Origin of the sequence: Paenibacillus sp. JZ16, assembly GCF_015326965.1 — a bacterium.
In the GTDB taxonomy this organism is placed as follows: domain Bacteria; phylum Bacillota; class Bacilli; order Paenibacillales; family Paenibacillaceae; genus Paenibacillus_AQ.
Map to the genome: position 1 here is coordinate 6,196,037 of NZ_CP017659.1, position 18,223 is coordinate 6,214,259.

At 50.7% G+C, this 18,223-nt stretch carries 17 protein-coding genes, 1 tRNA gene and 1 other annotated feature; of the genes, 12 read left to right on the forward strand and 6 right to left on the reverse strand.

The genetic code is table 11. The annotated features are described in order from the left end of the window. Positions 1–74 precede the first annotated feature (74 nt). From BJP58_RS27645 to BJP58_RS27655, 3 genes are all read left to right on the forward strand, one after another. Complete coding sequence (locus BJP58_RS27645; RefSeq protein ID WP_071223451.1) at positions 75–1,133, forward strand: GerMN domain-containing protein; 1,059 nt, start codon at positions 75–77, stop codon at positions 1,131–1,133. 112 nt (positions 1,134–1,245) lie between these two features. Then, positions 1,246–2,004, forward strand: coding sequence for a ribonuclease PH (gene rph / locus BJP58_RS27650; protein WP_194541451.1), 759 nt, complete (start codon positions 1,246–1,248; stop codon positions 2,002–2,004). Positions 2,005–2,008: 4 nt separating this feature from the next. Continuing rightward, positions 2,009–2,638: an XTP/dITP diphosphatase gene (locus tag BJP58_RS27655; RefSeq protein ID WP_194541452.1), complete on the forward strand. Its 630-nt coding sequence runs from the start codon at positions 2,009–2,011 to the stop codon at positions 2,636–2,638. Between the two features lie 80 nt (positions 2,639–2,718). Here BJP58_RS27655 and asnB read toward each other — a convergent pair whose 3' ends face one another. After that, positions 2,719–4,563 (reverse strand): asparagine synthase (glutamine-hydrolyzing), encoded by a 1,845-nt coding sequence (gene asnB, locus BJP58_RS27660; RefSeq protein WP_194541453.1) that lies wholly within the window; start codon positions 4,561–4,563, stop codon positions 2,719–2,721. A gap of 162 nt (positions 4,564–4,725) precedes the next feature. Here asnB and BJP58_RS27665 point away from each other — a divergent pair, with 162 nt between their 5' ends. After that, positions 4,726–5,037 carry a hypothetical protein gene (locus tag BJP58_RS27665; RefSeq protein ID WP_194541454.1) on the forward strand — a complete coding sequence of 104 codons (312 nt, stop codon included), beginning with the start codon at positions 4,726–4,728 and terminating at the stop codon, positions 5,035–5,037. 56 nt (positions 5,038–5,093) lie between these two features. Continuing rightward, entirely contained in the window at positions 5,094–5,459 is a 366-nt protein-coding gene (locus BJP58_RS27670; RefSeq protein WP_194545084.1) for a hypothetical protein, read from the forward strand. A 105-nt stretch (positions 5,460–5,564) separates the two neighbouring features. Here the strand turns inward: BJP58_RS27670 and BJP58_RS27675 are convergent, their stop codons facing one another. Beyond that, positions 5,565–6,590, reverse strand: coding sequence for an aldo/keto reductase (locus BJP58_RS27675; RefSeq protein WP_194541455.1), 1,026 nt, complete (start codon positions 6,588–6,590; stop codon positions 5,565–5,567). A 112-nt stretch (positions 6,591–6,702) separates the two neighbouring features. Between BJP58_RS27675 and sigZ the strand changes: the two genes are divergently transcribed. Both sigZ and BJP58_RS27685 read left to right on the forward strand, forming a co-directional pair. Then, on the forward strand, positions 6,703–7,266 hold the full coding sequence (gene sigZ, locus BJP58_RS27680) for an RNA polymerase sigma factor SigZ (protein ID WP_194545085.1): 564 nt from the start codon (positions 6,703–6,705) through the stop codon (positions 7,264–7,266). A gap of 347 nt (positions 7,267–7,613) precedes the next feature. After that, on the forward strand, positions 7,614–9,074 hold the full coding sequence (locus tag BJP58_RS27685; protein WP_233354789.1) for a copper amine oxidase N-terminal domain-containing protein: 1,461 nt from the start codon (positions 7,614–7,616) through the stop codon (positions 9,072–9,074). A gap of 92 nt (positions 9,075–9,166) precedes the next feature. Here BJP58_RS27685 and BJP58_RS27690 read toward each other — a convergent pair whose 3' ends face one another. Then, positions 9,167–9,463 (reverse strand): magnetosome magnetite crystal formation protein family, encoded by a 297-nt coding sequence (locus tag BJP58_RS27690; protein WP_194541457.1) that lies wholly within the window; start codon positions 9,461–9,463, stop codon positions 9,167–9,169. Positions 9,464–9,622: 159 nt separating this feature from the next. Between BJP58_RS27690 and BJP58_RS27695 the strand changes: the two genes are divergently transcribed. The 3 genes from BJP58_RS27695 to BJP58_RS27705 all read left to right on the forward strand — a co-directional run bounded on the left by BJP58_RS27695 (position 9,623) and on the right by BJP58_RS27705 (position 10,871). After that, a tRNA-Arg gene (locus BJP58_RS27695) sits at positions 9,623–9,696 on the forward strand. 207 nt (positions 9,697–9,903) lie between these two features. Beyond that, positions 9,904–10,368, forward strand: a complete 465-nt coding sequence (locus BJP58_RS27700) for a GNAT family N-acetyltransferase (protein ID WP_194541458.1) — start codon at positions 9,904–9,906, stop codon at positions 10,366–10,368. Between the two features lie 62 nt (positions 10,369–10,430). Beyond that, positions 10,431–10,871, forward strand: a complete 441-nt coding sequence (locus BJP58_RS27705; RefSeq protein WP_194541459.1) for a hypothetical protein — start codon at positions 10,431–10,433, stop codon at positions 10,869–10,871. Between the two features lie 88 nt (positions 10,872–10,959). Here the strand turns inward: BJP58_RS27705 and BJP58_RS27710 are convergent, their stop codons facing one another. From BJP58_RS27710 to BJP58_RS27720, 3 genes are all read right to left on the reverse strand, one after another. Next, positions 10,960–12,822, reverse strand: a complete 1,863-nt coding sequence (locus BJP58_RS27710) for an arginine--tRNA ligase (RefSeq protein WP_194541460.1) — start codon at positions 12,820–12,822, stop codon at positions 10,960–10,962. Between the two features lie 63 nt (positions 12,823–12,885). After that, positions 12,886–13,110: a binding site (T-box leader), on the reverse strand. Between the two features lie 55 nt (positions 13,111–13,165). Then, positions 13,166–13,933: a class I SAM-dependent methyltransferase gene (locus BJP58_RS27715; RefSeq protein WP_194541461.1), complete on the reverse strand. Its 768-nt coding sequence runs from the start codon at positions 13,931–13,933 to the stop codon at positions 13,166–13,168. Positions 13,934–14,077: 144 nt separating this feature from the next. Then, a complete protein-coding gene (locus tag BJP58_RS27720) occupies positions 14,078–14,506 on the reverse strand; it encodes an EamA family transporter (protein ID WP_071223439.1) in 429 nt (142 codons plus the stop codon). 107 nt (positions 14,507–14,613) lie between these two features. Between BJP58_RS27720 and BJP58_RS27725 the strand changes: the two genes are divergently transcribed. Beyond that, positions 14,614–15,084 carry an acetyltransferase gene (locus BJP58_RS27725; protein ID WP_194541462.1) on the forward strand — a complete coding sequence of 157 codons (471 nt, stop codon included), beginning with the start codon at positions 14,614–14,616 and terminating at the stop codon, positions 15,082–15,084. A gap of 177 nt (positions 15,085–15,261) precedes the next feature. Next, complete coding sequence (locus BJP58_RS27730) at positions 15,262–18,057, forward strand: DEAD/DEAH box helicase family protein (protein WP_194541463.1); 2,796 nt, start codon at positions 15,262–15,264, stop codon at positions 18,055–18,057. Positions 18,058–18,223: the final 166 nt, after the last annotated feature.

The window sequence follows — 18,223 nt, forward strand, 5'->3', positions numbered from 1 at the left end:
AGTTATTTTTTTGGAAAGGGCTCGTATACATAGGAGTACAACCTGTACAAAAAAATGTTAGGGAGGAACAATACATGAAACGTAGTAAACGTAACCTTCGCAGGCTTTCCGCTGCCGGGCTGCTTGCTGTTCCGATCGTGTTGTCCGGCTGCGGCGTATTTTCCGGGAAGCAATCGGAGGCGATTGACCCGCCGCCTGCACAAGTGGAGAAGCAGATGCTGAACACGGCCGGATCCACAGCGGCACAAGGTGACATTGGCACGCAGACAACGGTTTATCTTTCGGATGCGCGGGGAATGCTGGCACCTGTAACCTTGGGTATTCCGAAGGTAGAAGGTGCAAGCGCCGTGAAAGAATCTCTTGAAGTGCTTGTGAACGGAGGCCGCTATGCTGGCTATGTTCCACAGGGTTTCCAGGCGGTATTGCCTGCAGGTACGCAGATCCATAATGTGACGGTCGATCCGGAGAGCAAATTGGCCGTTGTTGAATTCAATAAATCGTTTACGGAATATCAAGCGGCAGATGAACGAAGAATCTTGGAGGCGTTGACGTGGACGCTGACGGGACATGAAGGCATCGAATCGATGCAGGTATGGGTGGATGGAGTCAAACTAACGGAAATGCCGGTCAATCACACGCCGCTGGACCGTCCGCTTTCACGAGCAATGGGGATCAACCTTCAAAAGGCGGATGACGCATTGTACACTTCCTCTTCGCCGGTTACCGTCTATTTCTCTTCAGTGACGCCAGACGGCATTCAGTATTATGTACCTGTTACCAGACTTGTTCCGACTGGACAGGATGCGGTTAAGGCTGCTTTGAACGAACTGATCCGGGGACCGCATTACGGTGATGGGCTTGTCGAGGTCATCCCGGACGATACCACCGTTGCATCGGTCGAAAAAGGAGAGGACGGCGCTGTTACCGTATCGCTTCAGGACAGCATGTTTGAGCAGGGAGAGCAGGTTCCAACCGAGCTGCTGCAGGCCGTCGTGCTAACCGTAGCCGAGAATTCGGATGATGCGAAGGTCAAAATTCGAATGAACGATCTCTCCGAGGTCGTTGGAACGGATAGCCGTAATTACAGCGAGCCTGTCAGCCGTCCGGAGTTCATTAACGAAATTTCGATCTGACCCTTCACGGCCATCTTTGAAATATGCGCCGGAAAAGGTGCTTTTGTGCCTGCACTTTGGTAGAATAGGGAATGCTAATCAGGATTGCGATAAGAAGTAGGAGGCAGAAAACATGAGATCTAACGGACGTAAGAGCGATGAGCTTCGACCGATGAATTTATCGACCCATGTGAATAAATATGCGGAAGGCTCCGTGTACATCGAGATGGGAGACACCAAGGTGCTGATTACGGCAACCGTGGATGAGAAGGTTCCCCCGTTTCTGAAAGGACAAGGAAAGGGCTGGGTGACGGCTGAGTACTCCATGCTGCCGCGCGCCACACAATCCCGTAACCAACGGGAAGCCAATCGCGGTAAACTCAGTGGCCGGACGATGGAAATTCAGCGATTGATCGGCAGAGCGCTTAGGTCTGTTGTGAATCTGCATGCTCTTGGCGAGCGGACAATTACGCTGGACTGCGATGTAATCCAGGCGGATGGCGGAACGCGGACCACCTCCATTACAGGAGCATTTGTAGCTTTAGCCATAGCGGTAAATAAAATTGCAGAACAACATAAACTAGCGGTATTTCCGATTACGGACTACCTGGCCTCCATTAGCGTGGGCATTGCAGGCGGACAGGCGCTGCTGGATCTGAATTATGAAGAGGATTCCAAAGCGAAGGTGGACATGAATCTGGTCATGACCGGAAGCGGCAAATTCGTTGAGGTTCAGGGAACCGGCGAAGAAAGCCCGTTCTCTCGTGAGGAACTGGATCAGATCCTGGAGCTTGGGGAACAGGGAATCCGCGAGCTGATCGGACGTCAGCAAGAGGCGCTTGGCCCGATTGCAGCAAAAATCGGTTCCGTGAATGCGAGTACTGGAGTATAATCCCATGACATTGACACTTGGAGACACGTTAATCGTAGCTACCCGCAATCAGGGGAAAGTCAAGGAATTTGCGCATGCTTTTGCTGCTTTTGGTACGGAGGTCAAGAGCATGTACGATTACCCTGATCTGCCGGATGTCGTTGAGGACGGAGCCACATTTGCAGCCAATGCATTTAAAAAAGCCAAGGCGGTTGGCGACGCACTGGGATTGCCTGTTCTGGCCGATGATTCGGGATTGTGCGTGGATGCGCTGAATGGCGCGCCTGGCGTTTATTCCGCCAGATATGCCGGCGAGCACGGCGCGGATGAGGACAATAACGAGAAGCTGCTCGGTGAGCTGGAACAATTAAGGCTCGGTGAGGATACGGAGCAGCCCTTGCTAAGTCCGGCCCGATTTGTCTGTGTGCTGGTGCTGTATGATCCGGTCTCGGGAGAAAAGCTTGAGGCTGAAGGGAGCGTTGAAGGCTGGATCACGTCGGATCCGTCCGGAAAAGGCGGGTTTGGATATGATCCGCTGTTCTACCTGCCAAGCCATGAGAAGACGATGGCCGAGCTTTCCCTGGAGGAGAAGCAGGAGATCAGCCATCGGGGCCAAGCGCTGCGCAAGCTTGTAGCGGACCTACAGGCACGATAATTGAATAGTAATACTATAAAAAGAAACCATACCGGCTATTGCGGGTATGGTTTCTTTAATTTTTCGTAAACAATAAGAACTTAACGTATGGATACGTTATACTCTTTGAGCCAGAAATGCACCTGGGCCAGGTAGGCAAACAGCTGCGGACCGGACATCAATTGACCGAACCAAGGGAGATTGGAGGAAGCATCCGGCGAAGAAGCCAATTCCCGGATCCGTGCCGTATCGATGAGCGGAAGCAGCGGTGAAGAAGGATCGTCCAGAATGGACAGCACCTGCGCTTTGACGGCTGCCAGATAGTTCGGATTGTGAGTTTTGGGATACGGGCTTTTTTTGCGGTACAGGACATCGTCGGGAAGCACACCTTCAAGAGCTTTGCGCAGAATGCCTTTTTCACGGTCGCCTGTCGTTTTGATGCTCCAAGGAATATTCCACACATAATCGATCAGGCGATGATCGGTATATGGAACGCGGACCTCCAGCCCAACGCCCATGCTCATCCGGTCTTTGCGATCGAGGAGCGTTGGCATGAAGCGGGTGATATTGAGATAGGACATGACCCGCATTTTGGCCTGCTGCCCGGACTCCCCGTCCAGCTTCGGCACTTCGGCTACCGCATCGGCATAACGGTCTCCGAGGTATTCCAGCGGTTTGATCCAGTCCCGAATTTCGGCAGACAGCAGCCCGGCTCTCATATCCGGGGCGACAGACCATGGGAAAGTACCGGAATTCAGCATTTCTTCCCGGTGAAACCAAGGGTAACCGCCGAATATTTCATCAGCGGCTTCACCGGATATGGCGACGGTCGCGCCTTTTTTAATCTCACGGCAGAAGAGGAGAAGGGAGGCGTCCACGTCAGCCATGCCCGGGAGGTCCCGCTTCTGCGTGGAGACATCTAACGCTTCGACCAGTTCGGGCGTGTCGAATTCAATCCAATGGTGGTCCGTGCCCAGCTCCTCGTGCATCCGTTTGATCCATGGCGCATCCGCGCCCGGCTGGAAGGAATGGGATTTAAAATGTTTGTTGTTGTCCACATAATCGACGGAGTAGGTGTGCACTTGTCCTTGGCCCGTCCGTTTGTAGTAATCGACGGCGAGCGAGGAGAGCGCACTGGAATCAAGACCGCCTGATAACAGGGAGCAGACCGGTACATCGGATACCAGCTGACGTTCAACGGTGTCCCGCAGAAGATCGCGTAAGTAGCTTGCCGTCTGATCCGCATCATCCTCATGGGGCTTGCTTTCCAGCTTCCAATAGGTATACTTGCGCAATCCTTCCCGGTTAAAGATCATCGCCATTCCAGGGCGAAGCTCTGCGATATCCTTGTAGACACCATGTCCCGGGGTTCGCGCCGGACCGATAATAAACACTTCCGCAAGCCCCTCGGCCCCGACCACAGGCTCCACCTTCGGATGCTGTAGCAATGCTTTCGGTTCCGATCCGAATACGAGCGTTCCGTCAATGTAACTATAGAACAGGGGTTTTACCCCTACCCGGTCTCGAGCCAAAAATACTTGTTCCCGCACGCTGTCCCAAATCGCGAATGCAAATATGCCATTGAGGCGTTCCAGGCAATCGGGACCCCATTCGATATAAGAGACTAACAAAACTTCCGTGTCGCATTTGGTATTGAAACGATGACCGCGTCGTACCAATTCGTCTTTAAGCTCCGCAGCATTATATAATTCCCCGTTATATACAATGGCATAGACTTCCTCTTCCCGATGAATGATCATCGGCTGGGCGCCATTTTCGGGGTCGATCACGCTGAGTCTTCGGTGACCGAATGCGCACGGGTTGGAAATCCAGGTGCCGGATCCGTCAGGTCCGCGGTGAGCCAAACTTTCTGTCATTTTTACCAGCAGCTGCGAATCCTGCGTCAAATCGCCGCTCCATTGTATAAAACCGGTTATTCCGCACATGACGGTTCATCCTCTCTTTGTCTTTGTCATACGCTGTCCCATCTTTTTAATCCTACGTCGCCAAAGTGATACAGATATATGCCGAAGGAAGGCATAAAATGTCTGTCCTTTTACGAAAACTAAGAAAGAGGACGAATATCAAAGAGAAGGAGAGATGCGTCCATGAATAAGTCGACCTACTACGTTTCCGTCCAGAGCCGCTCCGTGTTGACCGAACAGGGAGCGAGCGCTTATGAATGGGAGATCGAAGCAACGCCGGAAGAGGCGGACCAAGTTCGGATTGAGCTGGACATGATGCAGGAGAAGGAGGAGGAGGGGTTTCCAGGCTATGTATTCCCATGGCCGGATACGCCGGAGCAATCCTCCAATTCGTTGTTTCAATATTCCTTGGACAAGGTGTATCGAACCATTTATCAATTGGGCACACCGGCCACGCGCCAGCAAATGGAAGAGCTGCGATTGCTCTCCGACTGACTGAAAACTATACGGATCGTGCAGTCCCTGCACATCGCGATGAAGGAGAATGTATGATGTATGCAATTAAAGATGCAAAAATCCGCCGGATTACGGAAGTGAATGGCGCTCCTTGCGCTGAGGTTGAGGTCTATCCCGCAGCGGAAGGAGAAAGTGCATTGCTGGCTTATCTGACGCCGTCCTCCCCGCTGGGAGGTTATGAGCTGGTGAAAATCGTCCGCAGCGACGCCAGCATGGAGGTGGATTGGTACGACAACAGCATGCATGATGCATTTGTCGATGCCACGGATGAAGCGTTCGAGAGCACCGTTCAATCCACCGCGGAGGAAGATCGGGATGCATTCAAGCAGCAGCTGCTTTCTACAGGCCAGCTATATGAGCAGCTGAACCAGCGGCTCAGCGAAGGGTCTCAATATTTTTAGAGATATAAAAAAGAAAGAAGAGATCTGTCCGATGCTCATCGGCAGATCTCTTTTTGTATGTGTAAGGGCAATGCCGCCATACCAGCATTCCCCATTCTAAAAAACTCAGTTCTGCCCATGCTTTCGAATGATATCCTCGTCCAGTTCCATAAAAGGCCATCCCGGATATTCAGCAGGCAGACGGCTTACTTCATCCAGTCGAGAAAGTTCGGTTTCATTCAGAATCAACCCGCTCGCTCCCAAATTATCTTGCAGTTGGTCAGTACGTTTAGCTCCTACGATAACTGTGGTGACCGCTTGTTGATGAAGGAGCCACGCAAGCGCAATTTGGGCGACAGTTGCCTCATGAGCTTGCGCGATATCTTGAAGCACATCAAGAATCGGGTACACCCGCTCCGTATCAATCGGCGGAAAAGCCAATTTGGCATGGCGGTCCTCGGAGCCTCCCCGATGTTCACGCGTATATTTTCCGGTCAAGAACCCGCCTGCTAACGGGCTCCAGACGATCAAACCCATATGCTGATCCTTTAGGGCAGGGATAATCTCTCTTTCGATATCCCTTGCGGCGAGTGAATAATACGATTGGCTGCTTTTGAATGCATGAAGACCGTGCATAGTGGAGATGCCGCGCGTTTTCATGATTTCCCAACCGGTCATATTGGAGTTGCCAATGTACCGTACTTTTCCGCTTCGGACAAGGTCATCCAGTGCACGGAGTGTTTCCTCCCAATCGGTTAATTGATCCGGGTTATGAATTTGATATAGATCGATATAATCGGTGTTAAGGCGTTTAAGGCTTTCTTCCACCTGACGAATGATGTGCAGCCGCGACAGTCCAATATCGTTGGGGCCCGGACCCGTGCGCGCACGAACCTTCGTAGCAATCAGCGCTTGATGTCGCTTGGATTTCAGTGTTTTACCAAGAATCTCTTCAGAGCGGCCTTCGGCGTAGGCATTGGCTGTATCGAAGAAATTGACACCCGCATCCAAGGCCTGATCTACAAGATAACCTGCTTCCTTATCATCCAGCGTGCCGAACATTCCCCACTTCGCTCCTCCGCCAAACGTCATCGTGCCGAGCCCGATCTCTGATACCAGCACACCTGTATTACCGAGTAAATTGTATTTCATCTCTTTCCAGCCTCCTATGATTTGGTTTACACTAAGGGAGACGCTGGTCAGTTGGAATGGACGCAAAAATCAATCGAATTATTTTTGGAAAATGCCGGGGGTGAGCTTTCAGATGGATGCAGTCGCCATTTGGACGGAGTACCATGAGCCTGTTAAAAGGTTTGTCATGACTAGGATTCGTGAGCGCGCTGATGTGGATGATATTGTACAGAATGTATTTATGAAGGTCCACACCCATATCTCAGATTTAAAGGATGAGGAGAAACGGGGCTCCTGGATATTTCAAATAGCTCGCAACAGCATCGTGGATCATTACAGGAAGACTCGGTCAGGTGAAGAGCTGCCGGAACAGCTGTCTGTTGTCGATGAATATGCAGAGATTGATTATGATCAGGAAGTGATTGCCTGTTTTCAGTCCGTGCTGCCATGCTTGCCGGATAAATATCGGGAAGCTCTTGAATTGACCGAATATAGAGGGATGTCGCAAAAGGAATTAAGCGAGCATTTGGGGATATCATACTCCGGCGCTAAATCAAGAGTACAGCGCGGGAGAGAGATGATGAAAGAGCTGCTGACGGGCTGTTGTCATATCGAATCGGATGCATACGGGAACATCGTGGATTTTCGGATCGTGTACGATGAGCCGCAGCCGGTAAGAAAAAAGACCAAAAAATAAAGCTTGGTGCGTTCACCAAGCTTTTTATTATTATGTATCACAATGGGAATCACCCCGAAGCGTATATGTTCTTTCCAGTGGCTATAACAATGATGATATTCCTATATAGGACAATGGATTTTTACGTAGTTCTGCAAAAGATGTCGATAAAAGATAGGATTCTTGTCGATTCCGATTCCGCTTCAGTAGGGAGTATGGACCACGCGGGACTCTTGATTATGAAAGAGATGCAAATAGGGCTTTTCCTCTATATGATTACTGAAGAATCCTCCCTATAATGTTGGATTAGCGTCACTTCTAACATATTAGACAAGGGGAGATTGAAATTGGGTAGATGGAATAAACATATGGTTAAGCTGTGGGGAGCGGGAATCCTGGCATTGTCGCTTACATTGGGCTCCGTCCAAGTGCCGGTATACGCGGATACCGTACAGAGCGTCACGGTTCTTGAGTCCACGCATGAGCTGGTGAACGGCAAGATGCGCGTGACGGCGGATATTCGCAACGGAGGAACCGGTGCGGAAGCGGGATTCTATGTCGTGGGTTATGATGAAAACGGCAAAGCACTTGAGGTTGTCGGTGATTCCGAATATATGATGAGTGATGAAATCGGTACATATGAGGTGGATCTGGATAGCGGCAGCAGCGTTAAGCGGGTGGAAGTCATTCCTGCAGGACCCGCCGGCGATCAAGCACAGCTGCTGGCTTCAGGTTACTATACGAATAACGGCGTGATTAACGTGTCGGGTGTCGTGCAGAATTCAACGGTCGGGCACAACGTGGGCATGCTCGCGGTAGGTTATGATGCTTCCGGTAAAGCGGTTGAAGTGACATCGGCGGACAGCTACTTTGGCGGCAGTGATGTCGGTACGTTCATCGTACAGCTGAAGGCAGCCAAACTGATCAAAAGCGTAAAGGTATCCGTTATCGATCCGGTTGAAGATGCCGTGAAGCTGCTTCAAACGGGCAGCCGCCTGGAGAACGGAAAGCTTGTCGTGACCGGCTCGATTCAGAACCGGAATAAAGGCGGGCAAGCGGGAGTCATTGTTGTCGGCAGCAACGGCAGCGGCAAGGTTTTGGAAGTCAATACAACTTCGGGCTACCTTTCATCTAACGAAATCGCGACTTTCCAGGCTGAGCTGGAAGCTGGCAAAGCTGTCAGCGATCTCAAGGTGTTCCTGACGGGAAACAGCCAGACTCCGAAAATCATAGCCGAGGGCAGAACGACGATCAACAATAAGCTCGTCGTTACGATCGGGGTGGAGAACGGGGATGTGTCCCAACGAATTACCGTGAAATCAACGGCATATGATGCAAAGGGACGCTCTTTGGGGACGGATACGGATTCCATGTTCATGACGGCCAATGAAACGACGACCCTGCGCATTGATTACGATACACGCGTAAAAAGCGTAAAGCTTAAATATTATGATCAGTCCGGCAAACAAATCGGAGAAGCGCCGATTCGCATCAAAATCAACGGTCAGCTCCAATCCTATGCACAGTCACCGGTCATGGTAGGGGGAAGCGTTCTTGTCCCAATGCGCCCGATCTTCGAATCCCTCGATGCCTCGGTCAAATGGGATCAAAAGACGCAAAGCGTATCTTCCAGCAAAGGATCTGCCCAGATCAAGCTGAAGATGGGCTCCAAGCAAGCGGTCGTTAACGGAAAAAATGTAGCACTGGATTCGGCGCCGCGGATGGTAAAGGGCACCACGATGGTGCCGCTGCGTTTCGTGGCATCCGCGCTGGGCTGTGAAGTGAAGTGGGACGGCAATGAAAAAATGGTGCTGATTACAACGAAATAACACGAGAAGGACCATGCGGTTAAACGCATGGCACAACCTAATAACACAAGGAAGGACCATGCAATTAAGCGCATGGTCCTTTTTAAATATGATCAGTATGCGTACTCCCTCAGCACTTGAATGCCCATGATCACATTATAAACAAAAGCCCCGAAGTAGATGATGCCGAACAGGATCAGGTATCCAATGACGGAACCGAAGGACCCTGCGGTTACGGCCATGTAGATTAAAGGGATCGCAGCGATAATGGGGAACAGGTGCGAGAATAGGGCGCGACGGGCGTGCTTGGCTACATAGGCGTCCGGGGAGAAAATCCAAACGATGACAGGAAGGATGAAGGGGGCAAAGAAGATGCTGAAATACGATAAAGAGGACAAAAGCTGTCTCATGATATCACGCTCCTGAAGTCATTTTCATGATATTCATATTACCCAGTAAGCCCGCTCCTGATTCTGTTCCGAACCATTCTGAAAAAAAGTTCTTTGAAAAATACGAAAGATGCGATATAATATACTTCGTTACTGTTTAAAAGATTTTCATACATATTTGTCCCAGTAGCTCAGCTGGATAGAGCAACGGCCTTCTAAGCCGTCGGTCAGGGGTTCGAATCCCTTCTGGGACGTAAAAAGAAGACACCGTCAAACGACGGTGTCTTTTTATGTCCCGTGAGGATGAGAACCCCAAAAAAGGGGTTCGCCGGAGGATAAGCTTCGTTAGGATTACATCGCAGTCGGCCTGGAAGGTCGTACCCCGACTGGGACGAGTACGTCCCGTGAGGATGATGAATCCCACTCCATAATACGACTAGAAACGTGGAGGTATATGATAGATGAATGAAATCACTATGACTTTGGTAAGAGAGACCGACAAGGATCTTCAGGAGCTCATCGCGAAGCTGGACGATTATTTATCAACGTTATACCCGGCGGAAGGAATATTCGGGCTGGATCTGACTGACCCCAAGGTAAAAGAAACCCTCTTCGTGGTCGCCTACCAGGAGGGCCGACCTGTCGGCTGTGGAGCTGTACGGCCGCTGGATGAAGAGGTGGTTGAGATCAAGCGGTTTTTCGTGGATATTCCATACCGGAACAGAGGAATAGCCTCTCGGATTCTGCTCTATCTGGAAGAGCAAGCGAAGAATCGGGGTTATCGTTTTTCGCGCCTGGAAACAGGCGAGCCGCAGGAGGAATCCGTTCATTTTTATAAGAAGCTGGGGTATGCCCAGATTGAACCGTTCGGTGAATACATCGGGAGCGAATATAGCTTATGTTTTGAGAAGTGTCTGACATCCTAGCGGTTTCGTCTTATAATAGAAGAAAAAAGTATTTTACGATACATATTGAGGAGGCGTCGAGCATGCAGCTTACGAAAATCTCACAGAATACCGCCATTTTATTGGAGCATGCCAAAAAATCGGGGCTAACTACCTCCGAGCTGCTGGAGGCTGTGCGCTCGGGTGAGGTCGAGAGATTCCAAGTCGCGAACAATGGTCATTTTCACTATGAGGAATTGTTCTCTTATGCAAAAGAACATGGGGAAGATTTAGAGAAGGCCGTTAGCGAGGGATACAAAATGACGTTTAATACCCGCAACGGGTTGAAGATCTGGCTGGAGGAAGCCTTCCACATCAGTTCAGAATCCGATTTTAGTGTAGGTGAAGGCATTATTGAGGGGCTGAAGCTCCAGGAGGAGCAGGTCGCTCGCTTGAAGGAAGCGCTGGCCGTCAACTGGACCCTGCAGGAAGAGCCTGCAGCAGATGCCGTCCAGATCAGATTGACCGTCAGAGGATTGCAATAATATATGATAGCCACCGTACGTATTCAACATGAATCGTACGGTGGCTTTTTTAGTACACCGTCATTCGTTAAACTCGTTAGATGGAGATTTACATCCGGCTGGGCGTGGGCAGTCCCAGTACATCCAGTGCTTCTCCAAGAGTGTTTTTAAATAAGGAAGTGAGCCATACACGGAACCGGAGCACTTCATCCGCCGATTTCAGAATTGGGCATGCCGAGTAAAAATTGTTGAACAAGGAGCACAGCTCATAAGTAAAGTTGCAGATGGCGCTTGGAGATAGATCCCGGCCGGCGGCATACAGGGTATCGTGCCAGGTGCTGATATGGCGAAGGAGCGCATGCTCCGCTTTTTCCATGGCAGGGAACCGGGCAGGCACCGACGGCGAAACCCCCGCTTCTTGCGCTTTGTTGAGCACGCTGAGTGCACGCGCGTAGGAGTAGAGCAGGTATACCCCCGTATTTCCCGATATTTCAGTGGCCTGCTTCAGATCGAACACCACTTCGGTTTGCAGTGCAAAACGAAGCAGATAGTAACGGATGGAGGCGGCTGCGATCGTATGACTGGACAAACCGTTTTTATCGGAACGGGTGTCTTCGATGAACTTGGCTACTTGATGGATAAGCTCGGTGATTTTAATTCCGATCCCCTGACGTCCGGACATCGCGTAGGATGCTTTCCCGTCGGAAGTATCGATGCCGAGATCCGAAGCGGCAGAAGGGCTTAACGAAACGACGCCGTAGCTGACATGACGGAGCTTGTCGGCCTCTTTATGGAATCCCAGGCTTTCCAGCGCCTGCTTCACCATCGCCTGCGGGTACTGCTGCCTGTAATCAATGACGTTGATGACCATGTCTGCTTTGCCGAAAGAGAGCTGCTCGCCATGAGTGCTCGTCGTCCAAACTTCGTTTGTGAATTTTTTATATACAAAATCGTTGGAGAGCACACCGTATTTCCACAGGTGATAGGCGATGTCTTTAGCGGTGTAAGTCAGGATGCCATTGGAGCGCACGAGCACTTTATCCATGCTGTGGTCTGACTCCGGATCGTCAACGGCTTCCGTTCCTGTTTGCTTGAGCACCCAGCAGCCTGCAAGTTTGCCCTCGGTTTCCTGATGGAAGAGCGGCGTGTTCTTCAACAGCTCGAAAGCGGATGCCCAGAACCCCTCTCTGACAATGCTGCTCTCCCACACAAGCAGATCATAGTCAATGCCGAACTGCTTCATTTCTTCAAGATGCTCTTTGACAATTCTCTCGGCAACGAGCAGTCCGATCCAGGACAGATTCTGGTTACCCTCTTCCAGTGCGTGCAGAACCTCGGTCCGATGCTGAACCAGCCCGGGCTCCCTTTCGTAGGCCTTATTGGTACTTGAATACACGTCCCAGCAGTAATCGCCGAACCGGGCATGTTCCTTTGACAGCGGCGTGTGGAGCATCCCGACCACCGTATCTGCCAGTTGATTGCCAAGGTCGTCGATATAATTATGAACCTCCACCTCGTAACCAAGCTTCCTCATCAGCCTGACCAGCGTATCGCCGATACAGGAGTTTCTTAGATGGCCGATATGGGCGGATTTATTCGGATTGATGGAAGTATGCTCAATGACAATCTTCTCGTTCGTTGCCGGGGGCAATTCAAAGTGATGACCAGCCCAATATTCCCAATCGATACGCAGATTCATAAAACCTGGTGCAACAATCTCCGTGGCATAGACTAGCTGTTTATAAGTCGTATCCTGCTCAAGCTCGGCTTGAATCAGCTCGGCAATATGCAGCGGAGCTTTACGAAGCAGCTTCGCAAGCTGCATCGCAATGTTGGTGGCATAGTCCCCATGCTCCATGCTGGCAGGCTGCTCAATCCGGATTGGAGTAGAATCGGGCAGTTGGACGCCCATATCTTCACACACCTGGTTTACAGCTTGTTGAAGGCTCGAAGTAATCAAATGACTTAACACGTTAAATCCCCCTTTGAAAAATAAACAAAACACGTCAGAAAAATCAAAAAAGCCCTCATCTCCTAAAGAGACGAGGACTTGTGCTCGCGGTACCACTCTTGTTGTTAAACCATAGAGGGTTTAACCACCTTGATACGATAACGGTGTAAGCCGGGGCTTCCTACGATATTTCATTTCGGAAGACCATCTCCTGGGTCCGTTTCACCGCCGACATTGTACCGGTTTCCACCCTCCCGGCTCGCTTGGACTAAAGTCAAGTGCAGTTACTCTCCCAATCAACGAAAATCACATGTTCAAGTTTTTCATATTATTAACCATTCTATTTAGAAAATCAACCCTAAAATTATGAAACTTTCTCTGCAAAGACTCGCAGGCGCTTGTAATCTGCATAAAATGCATCCTCACGCCAGAGCGTCGCCCGGGCAGCTTGGCTGATACGGGCAATGGCTTCGTCCTTCTCTTGAGCCGAGAATCCAGCAAAGAAACGATCGCCAAAATGCAGCAGCCAATACTTCACGCCATCCTTGCCCTCAGGGAGCTTCGTGGGACGGTCGAAGTGATGGGCGATATGCACCCGGAACCCATGGGATTCAAGCAAGGTCGTATATTGGCCCAAGCTGGGAAAATACCACGGATTTCGGGTGTCGGCATCCATTCCATAATGGTCGGCGAACACCGTTTTCAAAGCTTGGTAAATTCCGTCGATATTCCCCTTGCCTCCAAACTCCGCTACGAATCGGCCACCGGGCTTGAGTGCGCCATAGACGGAGCGTACCACACCACCAGCATCCTTCATCCAATGCAGGGCTGCATTGGAGAAGACGGCATCATACGGCGATTCGGTGTCGAAGTTCTCGCCGTCTCCGGCCAGAAACGTAAGCCCGGGGTATTTGCTTTTGGCGCGCTCAATCATCTCGGCCGAATCATCCATGCCGGTTACATGTGCACCCGAAGCAGATATTTCATTTGCCAAATCGCCGGTTCCGCAGCCGAGATCAAGAATCCGCTCTCCGGGTTGGGGCGCAAGAAGCTCTACTACGCTTTTTCCATAAGCCGAGACAAACGATAACTGCCGATCATAATCGTGAGCTTTCCATACTTGCTCTGACATAACAACAACTCCCTCACCCATGAATTATCCTCATTGTGACATGTTTATCTTATAATTAGAAATATATAAATGTGATAATATTGATAGGTTTTAACAATAAACGAACGAACAAAAAGCCGCTGAGCAGCGGTTTTATGTAGAACCTTATTTAACGGCAACCAGAAGAGCGCCAACGGCAATGAGTGCAACGCCGGCTGCGTTAATCCAGGATATCTTTTCTCCAAGAAACACAAAGGCCAGAATGACCGCGATGACAACGCTCAATTTATCGATAGGTCCTACCTGCGATACTTTGCCGTATTTTAGCGCAAGAAAATAAAACAGCCAGGACAATGCCCCCGCAATGCCGCTGAGCACAATGAAGCTTAATGCTTTCTTCTGAACCAGAATGTCACCGAGTTCCGAGAATTTGCCCTGAACCCCCACGACTCCCAGCAAAAACAGGGCCATAATGACAGAGCGGATGGCCGTTGCCGAATTGGCATCGATGTTTTGCAGGCCTATTTTTCCGAAAATGGCGACAAGAGCCGCCGTGACCGCCGACAGCAATGCATATATAAGCCATAACGGCATGTTGTTCTCTCCTTCCTGACAAAGATAAAGTCTCTGATTAATGTACCGGATTCCACTATAATAGTATAGAGCAATTTACACGTTATCATGAATATCGATGAGATCGAATGATTTGGAAGGGACTGGATGAAGTGGTGTTACATATAGCGCCTTATACAGAAGAGTATCATGATCGGCTGGTGGAAATATGGCTTCGTGCCGTATCCCAAACGCATGATTTCCTGACGGAGGAGGATATCCGGTTTTATTATGAGATGATGCAAAACGGAGCGCTGAGAGCCGTAGAGATCTGGGTTTGCTTGAATACCGAACAGGGGGAACCGATTGGATTTATGGGGCTGGATGGCACCAAAATCGAAATGCTGTTTGTGGATCCCCTCCATCACGGCCAAGGCTCAGGAACGGAACTGATCCGGCATGCCGAACAGCTCAAGGGGCGGAGGCTGCAAGTCGATGTGAATGAACAGAACCCCATGGCCCATGCTTTTTATAAAAAATACGGCTTCGTGCAAATCGGTCGCTCCGAGCTGGACGGCTCCGGAAAGCCGTTTCCGCTTATTCACATGGAATTACAGTAGGTCATGGATCACTTTTTTAGACTATCGAATATATAAGTTTTCAGCGCAGCTGAACCCAATCGATAATGCAAGAAAAACATCCTTTACACGCGATCTGTCTTCTGTGAACGTACGTCGATAGACGTTTTTCTTATACACACCGAAGAAGAAAGAGGTGCATCTAAACTGGAGGAATTCATGAAGTTTTTTCCGAGTAATCTGTCGTTTCGTTATCCGTGGCGCTCCTATCAGAAAAGGGTCCTTCACGGGCTGGAGCATCATCTGAAGAATCGGCATCTGCATTTGGTGGCGCCGCCGGGTTCGGGGAAGACCGTTCTTGGACTGGAAATCATGCTGCGCATTAACCGGCCGACGATCATCCTGGCCCCCACACTCACCATCAAGCAGCAATGGGCGAGCCGATTCGTGGAATTATTCCTAGACGATCAAGAACAGCCCGAATGGATCTCCACCTCGCTCAAGCGACCGGCATTGGTAACGATTACGACCTATCAAGCCCTTCATAGCCTGCTTAGTACTGCTGGGGAGCAAACCTCTGTGAGGAAGAAAGGTACGGCGGAGATAGAGCATGCGCATCAGGTTGAAGATGAGAACTACAGGGAACCCGAAATGGCCATGGAAGCTTCTGAGGCGGAGGTGATGGATAGCGCTAGCGAGGATGATATCACGAACGGTACCGAGGCTCAAGAAACTTTGGAATTGTTGAAGCGACAGGGCTATCATACAGTCATTTTTGACGAGGCGCATCATCTCCGGATGTCTTGGTGGCAAAGTGCTATGCAGCTGTGCGAAATGCTGGGCCAGCCGACGAAGATTGCCCTTACTGCCACACCGCCATATGATGTTAATCCAAGGGAATGGCAGCGGTATATCGAGCTTTGCGGTCCCATCGACGAAGAGATTAGCGTCCCGGAGTTGGTCCGTCATGGTGAGCTGTGCCCGCATCAGGATTACATAAGTTTAACCACGCCTACACAAGAGGAGGCAGCTAAACTCCGGGAGTTTCGGCTGCAGGCAGCCCAGGTTAAGGGCGAGCTGATCCGGGATAAGTTCCTGGCGGATTTGATTGTCAATCATCCTTGGATTACGCAATCCGAAACGTATACCGAAGAAATATTATCCTCGCCCGAGTATTACTCCAGTATGGTGCTTTATCTGCGTGCCGCCAATCAGCCCATCTGGAAGGAGGCGGTGAAGCTGCTCGGAATGAAGGAGAAGGAAACGCCCGATTTTTCGGAAGAGTGGTTGGAGGAACTCCTTAGCGGCATGCTGTATAAAGATCCGCATATGGATCGTGAGCTGCCGGAGTTAAAGGGTTTACAAAAGAGGCTCAGCCGAATGGGCATGATTGAACGCCGGAGGGTTTATATGCGTTCTACCCCGGCATTTGACAAAATGCTGGTCCAGAGCGTTTCGAAATTGCACGGCATCGGGCGTATTCTTGATTTCGAGCGTTCCGTGCTGGGGGAGAACTTGCGGATGGTGATTTTGACCGATTATATCCGTAAGGAGGACCTGCCGAAGGATGCAGCTGACGAGAAGCCGCTTCATCGGCTCGGCGTTGTCCCCATTTTCGAGTTAATCAGAAGGCAGCTGGCTGAGAAAAACAGCTCGCAGAGCGAGCATGAGCTGCCTATCGGAATTCTGACCGGCTCCTTTGTAGTGCTGCCGGCAAAGGCTGTGCCTTTAGCCAGGGTTTGTGCCGATCGGCGAGATATTCACTTATCGGAGCGCCCGCTTGCTCACGACAGCCGCTATGTAACGATTGATGTTCGTGATGCGAATCGCTCGGATATCGTTGCAATCATAACGGAAGTGTTTTCGGAGGGAGAAATCCGGGTGCTGGTTGGTACGGCGGCTCTTCTGGGTGAGGGGTGGGATGCCCCCGGAATCAATTCCTTAGTCATGGCATCATATGTCGGTTCGTTCATGCTGTCCAATCAGATGAGAGGGCGGGCGATTCGGGCGCAGCGCGGGAATCCCGATAAGACCGGAGCGATCTGGCATCTGGCCTGCATAGATACAGCCAAGAGCGACGGCGGTGAAGATTTGGGCTCGCTGGCCCGCAGATTTCGATCTCTCGTAGGTTTATCGATCTCGCACCAGACCATAGAGTCGGGCTTGGAGCGCATGGGCCTTGATCTTCGGAAAAGGCAAACCGCAGACAGCATTAACGATTATAACCGCGACACATTGGAGCGTGCGAAGCAGCGGCATCTTCTGAAGGGGCGTTGGGATTCGGCGATTGCCCTTCACAGCTCCATGACGGAAGAGCTGACGGCGGATCGAGAGAGCATCCCTAGGCCTGTCGTGTTTTCTCATACGGTGAAAGCCGTACTCCTGTTCGCCGTTGGTCTGGGATTGGGCGCCTTCAGCGAGACGTTAACGTCTCCGCGTTTGTTCCAATCGGACGCGCCGGCCTGGTTCAATTTACTCATCCCGGTTGCCGTTGCCTTACTCGTATCAAGTCCATGGGTATATAAAGCCATCAAAATGCTGGCGCGGCATCAGTCGCTGGAGCGTAGTATCCGTGAGGTTGGTCTCGTCGTTTATACGGCCCTGTTCGATATGAAACTGGTCGAATCTGGGCCAAGCATTCACCGATTGAAAGCTGAGGAAGTGGGAGGAACCGTCACGTGTTGGCTTAGAGACGGAACCACTCAGGAAAAAACACTCTTTTTGGATTCGCTGCAGCAGGTGCTGGACCCGATCAATAACCCGCGTTATCTTCTATACCGTGAATCGCGAAGCTGGTTTATGAAGAAACGGGATTACCATGCCGTGCCGGAGGAAATCGGTCGCCGCAAAGAACACGCGGAACGGTTTGCCCAGCTGTGGCGCAAGCATATCGGCCCTGCCGAACTGGTCTATACTCGCACGCCCGAAGGAAGGAAAATACTTCTGACCGCGCGAGCGAGAGCGTTGTCTTCCATTTTCGTGAAGAAATCGGAGCGGGTCAGTGCTTGGCGATAGGCAGGACTGTTTGCAGAAGCTTATTGAGCAAGTGGCGGGTATGCGTTGCTTTAACGGACTCAGGGGCCGTTATTTGCGGGGAAAACGCTCTTACTGGTTCGGTAACGGACCTGAAGTCCGTTATTTAGGAAAAATGAGGGTAATTTGCCTATGAAATAGCTAAATA

Excerpts from the sequence above, each read along its gene's own strand:
- BJP58_RS27675 (WP_194541455.1), bottom strand. The coding sequence starts at position 6,590 with ATGAAATACAATTTACTCGGTAATACAGGTGTGCTGGTATCAGAGATC.
- BJP58_RS27725 (WP_194541462.1), top strand. The coding sequence starts at position 14,614 with ATGATTTGGAAGGGACTGGATGAAGTGGTGTTACATATAGCGCCTTAT.
- BJP58_RS27655 (WP_194541452.1), top strand. The coding sequence starts at position 2,009 with ATGACATTGACACTTGGAGACACGTTAATCGTAGCTACCCGCAATCAG.
- BJP58_RS27720 (WP_071223439.1), bottom strand. The coding sequence starts at position 14,506 with ATGCCGTTATGGCTTATATATGCATTGCTGTCGGCGGTCACGGCGGCT.
- BJP58_RS27690 (WP_194541457.1), bottom strand. The coding sequence starts at position 9,463 with ATGAGACAGCTTTTGTCCTCTTTATCGTATTTCAGCATCTTCTTTGCC.
- BJP58_RS27700 (WP_194541458.1), top strand. The coding sequence starts at position 9,904 with ATGAATGAAATCACTATGACTTTGGTAAGAGAGACCGACAAGGATCTT.
- BJP58_RS27715 (WP_194541461.1), bottom strand. The coding sequence starts at position 13,933 with ATGTCAGAGCAAGTATGGAAAGCTCACGATTATGATCGGCAGTTATCG.
- BJP58_RS27730 (WP_194541463.1), top strand. The coding sequence starts at position 15,262 with ATGAAGTTTTTTCCGAGTAATCTGTCGTTTCGTTATCCGTGGCGCTCC.
- rph (WP_194541451.1), top strand. The coding sequence starts at position 1,246 with ATGAGATCTAACGGACGTAAGAGCGATGAGCTTCGACCGATGAATTTA.
- BJP58_RS27705 (WP_194541459.1), top strand. The coding sequence starts at position 10,431 with ATGCAGCTTACGAAAATCTCACAGAATACCGCCATTTTATTGGAGCAT.
- BJP58_RS27645 (WP_071223451.1), top strand. The coding sequence starts at position 75 with ATGAAACGTAGTAAACGTAACCTTCGCAGGCTTTCCGCTGCCGGGCTG.
- sigZ (WP_194545085.1), top strand. The coding sequence starts at position 6,703 with ATGGATGCAGTCGCCATTTGGACGGAGTACCATGAGCCTGTTAAAAGG.
- BJP58_RS27670 (WP_194545084.1), top strand. The coding sequence starts at position 5,094 with ATGTATGCAATTAAAGATGCAAAAATCCGCCGGATTACGGAAGTGAAT.
- BJP58_RS27685 (WP_233354789.1), top strand. The coding sequence starts at position 7,614 with ATGGTTAAGCTGTGGGGAGCGGGAATCCTGGCATTGTCGCTTACATTG.
- BJP58_RS27665 (WP_194541454.1), top strand. The coding sequence starts at position 4,726 with ATGAATAAGTCGACCTACTACGTTTCCGTCCAGAGCCGCTCCGTGTTG.
- asnB (WP_194541453.1), bottom strand. The coding sequence starts at position 4,563 with ATGTGCGGAATAACCGGTTTTATACAATGGAGCGGCGATTTGACGCAG.